This window comes from Bacillus sp. GZB (genome assembly GCF_001975995.1).
GTDB lineage: Bacteria > Bacillota > Bacilli > Bacillales > Bacillaceae > Bacillus > Bacillus velezensis.
On sequence record NZ_MTQG01000003.1, the window covers coordinates 1 to 8,526 of the forward strand.

Consider the following 8,526-nt stretch of genomic DNA (forward strand, 5'->3'; position numbering starts at 1 on the left):
AGCTGACTCCGGCAGATAAGCAGAGCTTTCGTTAACGGAATAGAAGAAATCTTCTGTCTCAGATAATACAGAAGTGAAACGCTGCCTACTAAGATCAGATGTATTTTCATGGACCAACGGGTGTATGAAGCTGTCTTGAATATAATTCTTTCCAAATGACTGCTTAATTTCAGATGGCACCCAATATTTTTCTTTTGCAAATGGATAATGAGGAAGGTTGACTTTATTAGGAATCATATCTGCAAAAAGTGATTTACAAGACAATGTATAGCCCCGGGTATAAAACTCGGCCAACGCAAATAGGTTCTCTCGGTACTTGGTCAGATTCCCTTGCTCCGCACGACATTCTTCGATTAAATCCTCTACAAATTTACTGATAGCAGACTGGGCTTTAAAGTCTTTTGGCAAACTTCCCATAAATAGATTGGGGATTTTTTCATTTTCATTAGCGTGCCTGAGTACATGGACTGCTTCTTCCCTATCCTTAACCACCATAGCAAAACGATGGTCGAAATGATGTCTTCCATCCATCAGTGTATAACTAATTTCAGCCAGTTCTTCCGCTCCGATTTTTCCGTTTTTTTCAAGTACATCCGTTAGGTCATATATCTTTTTCCATAAAGCTGTTGGCGTTTTCGCTGATAACGCAATAAGATAAAACGGAAGTTCTGTTTTTCCATGTACACGTTTTTTTATATTTCCTTTAGAGACATAGCTCTGGAGCACCACATGGGCATTCGTACCGCTGATTCCAAAGGAGCTGACTGCACCAAGTCTGTTTTTCCCTTCTTTATCTGTCCATTTTCGATTTTCTCGATTAATGAAAAACGGACTGTTCTCCCACTGAATATAGTCATTTACCTGTTCACAATTGATGCTTGCCGGAATGGTCTCCTCCTTCAACGACATCACAAGGCTTATCAGGCTTACGATCCCTGAAGCCGCCAAGGTATGACCGATATTCGGTTTCGTCGACGTTAATGCACAGTAGCTTCTTTCCTCTGTATAGTCTTTAAATGCCTCCGCCAATGCATTAATCTCGATCGGGTCACCGAGCTTTGTCCCCGTTCCATGGGTTACGATGTATTCCATATCCCTTGGATTGATATAAAAGCGCTCATAGACTTCTTTGATGAGATTGCTCTGTGAACGTCCGCTCGGCGCGGTAATTCCGTTTGTTTTTCCGTCATAATTAATCCCGCTTGCTACTATTGTTGCATAAATAGGGTTGCGATCCTCTTCAGCTTTCGAAAGTCTTTTTAAGACGATGACAGCCACGGCTTCCGCCGGCACCATTCCGTTTGCACGCTTGTCAAAGGCATAACACTTTCCGTCTGAAGACAGCATTCCCGCCTTGTCCATACTGTCGTAACCCTCGGGAGTGGTCAAAAGATTGGCCCCCGCCACGATGGCAGTATCGCATTCTCCGTTTCTGAGACTTTGGCAAGCCTGATGAACAGCTACAAGCCCTGACGAGCACGCTGTATTGATGGCAACATTCGGTCCGTCTAGATTCAGAAAATAAGAAAGTCTTGCCGCAAGGATGGCATTATGATTTGAAGTGATTCCTCCTTCACTTCCTACTAATAGCCTGTAGTCGCCTTCCTCGATTCCTACAAACATCCCTATCTTCTCACCTTCAAAAGACCCGGACCCGTAACCAGCATCCTCTAGTGCACTCCATGTTTCCTGAAGCAGCAATCTCTGTCTGGGATCCATCATCTCTGCTTCACGAGGTGATAGTTCAAAGAAGAAAGGATCAAATTCATCTACTCCCGGCACGGCTCCAAATTTCCTGTTCGCTGCTTTGCCGTCATGCGTGTCACCTTCCCACCATTCGGCACGTTCATGCGGTGCTTCACGAATGACATCTTTTCCCTCAAATAAGATGGACCACAATCCTTGCACATTCCATGCATCCGGGAATCTTCCGCTCATACCAATGATACCAATCGGTTCTTCCCTCATATTAGAAGTTTTCCTGCCTGGACGATTACGCCTTGTATTTCTTCTCCTGTTTTCAATGTTTTTTTTCTCTAATGATTTATTGACGATAGCAGAAGCTCTCTCTTCTGCTGTATGGATTACATCTACACCCTCCTGATAAAATATTTTCATTTCATCAGAATAACGTTTAAGTAAATATCCGCTCAGCCTATCCAAAGTTGGATAGGCAAAAAACACATCAGGTGTGATTTCGATATCATAGCGATTACCTAATACGTTCGCGAATTCAGAAAGACTTACTGAATCAAACCCAAAGTCAGCAAGGTTTTCATCAGCCTCCAGCTTTTCTCTAGGAATTCTGAGTATCTGGCTTACTGAGTCTCTTATTTCCCATAATACGCACTCTTTTAAAGTCCAGCCTTTCATTTCAGGCTTTCTCCCTTTTACCGGTTTCTTGGCTTGTTGCTTTTCTTCTCTTACCTTTGTTTCGTCTTGACTAAATAATCTATAATCGGTCAAAGGTTCTTCAGTAGTATGTTTAGAATTCATGTGAGATTTAATCACCATAGTGAAGGATCAGCTCCTGTTTCGCCCTGATTTGTACTAATGTATCTCAAACCTGTAATATAACTTAATAGATTTCCATGCTCGTCACAGAAATCAATATCCATCTCTAAAACATCTGTATCGTGAACATCAATCATCTTATTGACACGAACCACTCCCCAGATGTATGAGCCTGACCCAACGATGAACTCCGCTTCCTCCATACTCACTGCTTTTGCTCCATAACAGAAATTACCGCTATATAAATGAAATGCATGCAAACATGAATCGAGTATAGCTGGCTCAAATATTATCGGATTTTTAGCCTCTTCATTTTCATTAGAGATAGAATCACTGAACTTAATTAAAAGTTCAGTTGTCTCCCCAGCAGCAAGCTCTTCGGTTGACCACAGCTCCTCAATATAACAAGTAAACTCTGAGTGAGGGTCTGCAGCATCTGCCATATTAGAAAATACATTATGGGAGTAAATCTCACGCAGAGCATTAAGATCGAGGATCTCAGGTGTAATCATCTCCATGAAAACCGCCTTACCCTCGCTGCTTGCAATATGTCCTTCTCTGTCTATATCATTTCCACCATAAATCTCCCACTCAACTTCACCATCATTTGCTTCGTACAAAGCAATTTGAATCTGATTGGAATCCTCATTTACAATAACTGGTTTGTTCCACTTAACATCCCTTAATGTAAGTGTAAACTCGTGATTATTCATATAAAGGCTGGAAGCAATACGCGCCACCTCAATATGAGCTCCCTCTAATAAAACCCCATCTACTTCATTTATACCTTGCTTGAAGAACTTTTCTCTCCCCGTAAACCAGGAACTAAAACGTTGCCCGTTAATATCAGATATATTCTGATGAAGTAAAGGGTGTTTTATACCAGTCATATCTGCATTCGAAAGTGGCTGCGATTCTGGTATATCGGTTACCCAATACTCTTCTTTCATAAATGGATAGACAGGCAGGCTGACCCTGCGCGGTTTAATATTGTGATATAGCTTTTTCCAATCCAGCTCGAATCCTTTTACCCAGTAATCCACAAGTTTTTTATACTTTCCTTTCATTCCCCACAATTCGATGACTTTTACTATGTCTTCATCTTTCGCAAATATGGCCATATCTCCATTCGAACTCTTTGCATATCCCTGATAAAAGTCTTCTATATCTGTGCGCCCTTCTAGGAATGCAGCCAAATTTTCCTCAAGCTGTTGGATTCCTGATACAAGCATGCCCATTCTATATTCCATGGCCTCTCTCCCTACCTGAAGAGTATAGGCTATGGATGCTAGGTCCTCATCTTTGTAACGGTTTTGTTTTATTTCTGCATGCAGCCTTCGCGCACGTTCTTTCAACTGTTCGCTGCTTTTTGCAGATAAGATAATAACTGCTGCCCCATGCTTTCCTGACGGTATTTTTTGAATACTGTCCTCTGAACGATACTCTTCGATTATTACATGGGCATTGGAACCTCCTGCACCGAAGGCAGAAATTCCGGCTCTTCTCGGATATTCCTTTTCTGCACCGTTTTCCTTTATGACCGGTCTTTTCCATTCCCTTAAATACTGTGGTACCTCAAACGGTGAATTTTCAAAGTCAATATAGGGGTTCAGCGATTTTGAATGGAGAGATGGGGCAATTTCTCCGTGTTTCATTTGCATCAGTACTTTGGTTATTCCTGCAATTCCCGCTGCACTTTCACAATGTCCAATATTGGACTTAGCTGATCCGATTGCACAGAATTGTTTGTCATCCGTATACTCTCTGAACGCCTGAGTCAATCCCGAAATTTCGATTGGATCTCCCAAAGCAGTACCTGTTCCGTGAGCCTCTATATAACTGATTGTTCTGGGATTGATTCCGGCACGCTTCAGTGCTTTTCCAATTACTTCACTTTGGGCATTAGGATTTGGTACAGTGTAACCGTTTGTCTTTCCTCCATGATTTAGCGCAGTCTCTTTTATAACTCCGTATATATGGTCTCCGTCTTCTATTGCTTTTGAGAGTTTCTTGAGCATTACGGCTCCAATGCCCTCCCCAGGAACATATCCATCTCCGCCTTCGCCAAAACTTAGACATTTTCCATTACTCGAAACGAATTTTCCTTGTGACAGCATTAGATATTTGTTCGGGTGAATTGATACATTTACTCCTCCAGCAATCGCCGCTTCACACTCGTCCTGCTGTAAGCTCTGGCATGCCAGGTGAATGGATGTCAACGATGAAGAGCACATGGTGTCTACCGCCATACTTGGTCCATGGAAGTTAAAATAATAAGATACACGATTAGCAATTGATGCGGAACTTCCTGATAATGTAATTGGTCTTCCCTGACTTTGGGCCTGAGCACCATACAGTTGATACTCCTCATACATAACCCCAACGTAAACACCTACATCGCCCCCAAGTCCGCTGCCATTATTTTTTCTGAGCATTTCTGGTGTATATCCCGCATCCTCCAGGGTTTCATATACACATTCAAGAAACAGTCTTTCCTGCGGATCCATGTTTTGAGCCTCACGCGGTGAAATGTTAAAGAACAGCGGATCGAAGTGTTTCACTCCGTCGATGAATCCTCCCCATTTACTGTACGTCTTACCGGTCTTATTTAGATCCTGATCAAAATAGAGTCGATAATCCCAGCGATCCTTCGGTATTTCAGTAATACAATCCTTCCCATCACGCAGATTATCCCAGTATTCCTGTACATTTTCTGCCATAGGGTATTTACCAGATACCCCCACAATTGCAATATCCATTGCCTCTCTAGTGCTGTTTTCGGCCTCAGGTTCCTGATGATTCATAAATCTTGCCTTACTCATATTCTGAATCGACTTATCTTTCTTCTCAGGTATGTTTATAGTTTCAATCCTCGGAACCTCAGTTACCTCAATACCGATAAGCCTATTCAGCTGTTCCCTGTGTGACGCTAGAAAATATCCACTTAATTCCGAGAGAGTTTGGTATTCATAAAATAGCGTCTTTGGCAATGTTCCGAATATACTCTCTAATTTGGTGGTCAGTTCCAAGACCAAAATAGAATCGATTCCGTATTTCTCCATAGGGGCATTTGTTTCTATGCGGTTTGCTGGTAACTTCAGTACCTCTGATAAAACCTTCTTAAGGTAATCCGCAGTCTTTTCTTTTAAAAATTCCAGCTCAGTTTCAAATCCACTATGCTGTTCCTCTCGTGACGCATTCACTTGAACTGTCGTTATGTATGGCTCCTGTTTATTCATTCCATCAATGATTTTGTCAATGTTACCAATCAGGCAAAGTACTCTTTCACTGTTTGTTGCCCAGCAATCATAAAATGCCCTGATTCCACCTTCTGTCGGCATGGCGATGAATCCAGTATTTCTTTCCATGATTCTCTCTTTCTCTTCGCCGATGCCCATTCCGCCTTCCTTCCATAACGGCCAATTAACAGACTGTGTTTTCCCTTTTCGCTGTCCCTTGGCAACCAGCTTATTTCTATAACCAGCATAAGCATTCATGAACTCATTGGCTGCCGCATAATCAGACTGTCCTGGATTTCCAAGACTTCCAGATATAGATGAGAAGATTATAAAGAAATCCATATCAAGATCTGCAGTTGCCTCATCAATGTTTACGATTCCAGAAACTTTCGGTTCAAGGACCTCTATGAATTCTTCCTGTGTCTTTTTAATAATGTAATTATCTTTTATGATTCCGGCACTGTGAATAATTCCATCCAAGCCTCCGTCTTGCTTAACAATACTAGATATTAATTCCTCAACTTGCTTGCTATCCGACACATCAACCTGTCGATAATGACTATTCATCCCCATTTTCTGAAGTTCTGTAAGATGCTCTCTAATTCGGTCATTTTCCTGTGAACGCCCCGTTAGAATAAGTGTTCCTCCACCTATTTTCTGTGCAGCCTCTTTCGCAAAAATCAGTCCGAGGCCTCCTGCTCCTCCAGTTATAAGATACGTTCCGCCATCTTTCCATGGCAGTTCTGCTTTTTCAGTTGTTTTCGCCTGTTTCCATTCAGCAACATATCTTTTTCGATTTATATATCGGATATGTTTGTCTTCTGGATTGTTTTTCTCCGACTTTATGATTGAGACAATGTCCGCATTATTTTTTTCTGCATCTATCTCTATAAACTGTGCCGATAATTTCGGATTTTCTTGACAGGCAGTCCTTAACATTCCCACCATTCCACTGTAAAGCTTCCCTTCCTCACTTCCCGGAACGATTATTTGAAGAAGTACACTGCCTCCATCTCGGTCTTCAAGAATATCCTTAATCTCCTTAAATACTTTTCCCGCGTAAGTTTTAAACCGTGAATCTTTTTTATCATTATTGCTGTTTAGGCTTATACTGCGAATTAGAGTACTGATGCCTCCAGCCCGATATTGGCGTTCGTCTGGTATATTCTCTCTGTCACAATAAAAAACGATATGACGACTGTATTCATGTGTTTGTCTTGATATCGGCGCTTCTTTCCATCCAATTTCCATAATCTTAGTTTGGATCGGCTTTCTTTCCCCAATGCGTCCATCCAGCGGACGTGAAGTGTAGCCTTTTATGCGTGCACATATATTTCCTTCGCCATCACAAAGGTCAATATCGTATTTGATCACCCTGTTATCTCGGCCTTGAACATTTCGAATGATTGCTTGCATTTCTGTATAACAGCGGCTATATACTTCCAACTCATCTATAGCAAATGGCAGGCTGGGCTTTGTTTCTATCTCTGTGTCCCCAGACCTTATAGCAAAACCGATGGATGCCTGAAAGATACCGTCCATGATACTAGGATGAAGCACATACTGTTCCGCAGTGTCCTTAACAGCATCCGGTACTTTTACTTTTGCAAACACAATTCCTTTACCTATGCGAATCTCCTCGACTCCTCGATGCCCGGGCCCATACTGCATCTGCATTCTTTCAAATGTCTCATAACACTGTGTTGAACTAATTGTTTCCGTGCACTGCGCTTTTATTGAATTCAAATCCAATACAGAAGATTTCGTACCTTCAACCAACACTGCACTCCCCTGGCTATGCACAGTAAATCCCTTTGTTGTATCGTCCGTCTCCGTATATACTTCATAGGCAATCTCGCCGCTGTTCTTTGGATAAAGCCCAATATTCACCTGTACGGGCTGATCTGTAATGGTAATCGGTTTAACCCATCCAATGTTTTGCAGTTTTATTCGTGCATAGTCCTTATCTGTACCGCCTGTTGCATGTTGAACAGCTGCTCTTACCATTTCCAAAAAAGCTACTCCGGGAAGCGTGCGCTTACCTTTGATAATATGATCAGCCAAGAAGAACTCATTTCCTGTAAAAATAGAACTGTATCTCTGTTCTGATAAATCGGAGGTATTTTGGTGAAGCAACGGATGTATTGAACCAACTTGTACTATACTTAGAGGATTCATTTCTTCCGGATAATTCATCCAATATTCTTCCTTCGCAAACGGATAGGTCGGAAGACTGACTTTTTTCAGTTTGCTATTATCAAACAGCTCTTGACACGATACTTCATAGCCTAGGCAGTAGAATTCAGCCAATGCATACAGATTCTCCCTGTACTTAGTCGGATTTTCCTGATCCTTATAACTCTGGTCGATGAGATCCCTCACAGATTTACGGATGGCGCTCTGGGCGGTAAAGTCCCTAGTCACTCTTCCTTTGAATATATTCGGCGGTTTTTCGTTCTCTTCAGCTTGCCTGAGTATTCGGACCGCATCCTCCCTGTCTTTGACCACAACGGCACAGCGATGATCGAAGTGATGTCTTCCTTCCATCAGCGTATAGCTGATTTTTGCCAGGTCCATCGCTCCAGTATTTTGAGACTTTTCAAGAAAGCCCGCCATCTCATGAATTTTCCCCTGCAAGGCTTCAGATGTTTTAGCTGACAAGACAAGCAAATAATATGGTTTGTCGTCCTGAGTGTTTTCCTTCTCTCTTACAGTACTTTCTGGCGTATAGCTTTGAAGCACGACATGGGCATTCGTACCGCTCATCCCAAAG

Annotated in this window: 2 protein-coding genes and 2 pseudogenes; all 4 read right to left on the reverse strand. The window is 42.1% G+C overall.

The window, feature by feature from the left end; genetic code table 11:
* Positions 1 to 2,496, reverse strand: a 2,496-nt coding sequence (locus tag BXO87_RS00030; RefSeq protein ID WP_239692953.1) for a beta-ketoacyl synthase N-terminal-like domain-containing protein, incomplete at its 3' end; no start/stop codon positions are given.
* An 11-nt stretch (positions 2,497 to 2,507) separates the two neighbouring features.
* Positions 2,508 to 3,464, reverse strand: coding sequence for a hotdog family protein (locus tag BXO87_RS21210; RefSeq protein ID WP_373926081.1), 957 nt, complete (start codon positions 3,462 to 3,464; stop codon positions 2,508 to 2,510).
* Positions 3,444 to 7,004 (reverse strand): annotated as a pseudogene (locus tag BXO87_RS21215) (SDR family NAD(P)-dependent oxidoreductase); the annotation flags it as partial. The gene BXO87_RS21210 and the pseudogene BXO87_RS21215, both read right to left, overlap by 21 nt.
* 48 nt (positions 7,005 to 7,052) lie before the next feature.
* A pseudogene (locus BXO87_RS21220) lies at positions 7,053 to 8,519 on the reverse strand (polyketide synthase dehydratase domain-containing protein); the annotation flags it as partial.
* Positions 8,520 to 8,526 lie beyond the last annotated feature (7 nt).

Excerpts from the sequence above, each read along its gene's own strand:
- BXO87_RS21210 (WP_373926081.1), bottom strand. The coding sequence starts at position 3,464 with ATGAAAGAAGAGTATTGGGTAACCGATATACCAGAATCGCAGCCACTT.